This window comes from Bartonella queenslandensis AUST/NH15 (assembly GCF_000312585.1).
GTDB lineage: Bacteria > Pseudomonadota > Alphaproteobacteria > Rhizobiales > Rhizobiaceae > Bartonella > Bartonella queenslandensis_A.
In genome coordinates this window covers 1-437 of sequence record NZ_HE998371.1, presented here as the reverse complement: position 1 = coordinate 437, position 437 = coordinate 1, and the positions used below count along the sequence as shown (strand labels likewise).

General features: G+C 39.6%; 1 protein-coding gene. It reads left to right on the top strand.

Going from position 1 to position 437, the window contains the following annotated elements; genetic code table 11:
• Nucleotides 1-437: type ISP restriction/modification enzyme (locus tag BN338_RS12470; protein WP_039762374.1), on the top strand; the 437-nt coding region annotated here is incomplete at both ends.

Here is a 437-nt window from a genome sequence, read left to right as displayed (position 1 = left end):
CCGCGCCCGTTATGCTGATAATCTCTCTAAAGAACTGCCTCGTATCCCTTGCGTAAAGAGTGCTGATGATTTTTGGAAGTTTGTGACAGCAGGGCGTGAACTAGGACATTTACACGTGAATTATGAAGACGTGGAACCTTATCCAGTCACGTTTAAAAAAGGCAATCCAAAACAGACAGAGATCTCTAATCCTGAAAAATTCTATTATGTGACTGAAATGAAATTTGCAAAAGCAGGTAAAGAGAAAGATAAATCCACCGTTTTCTACAATAGCAATATCACAATGACAGATATACCTCTTGAAGCTTATGAGTATATCGTCAATGGTAGACCTGCTCTTGAATGGGTTATGGGGCGTCAATGTGTTAAAACAGATAAAAAGAGCGGTATTGTTAATGATGCCAATCGCTATGCGGTTGAAACCATTGGAAATCCTG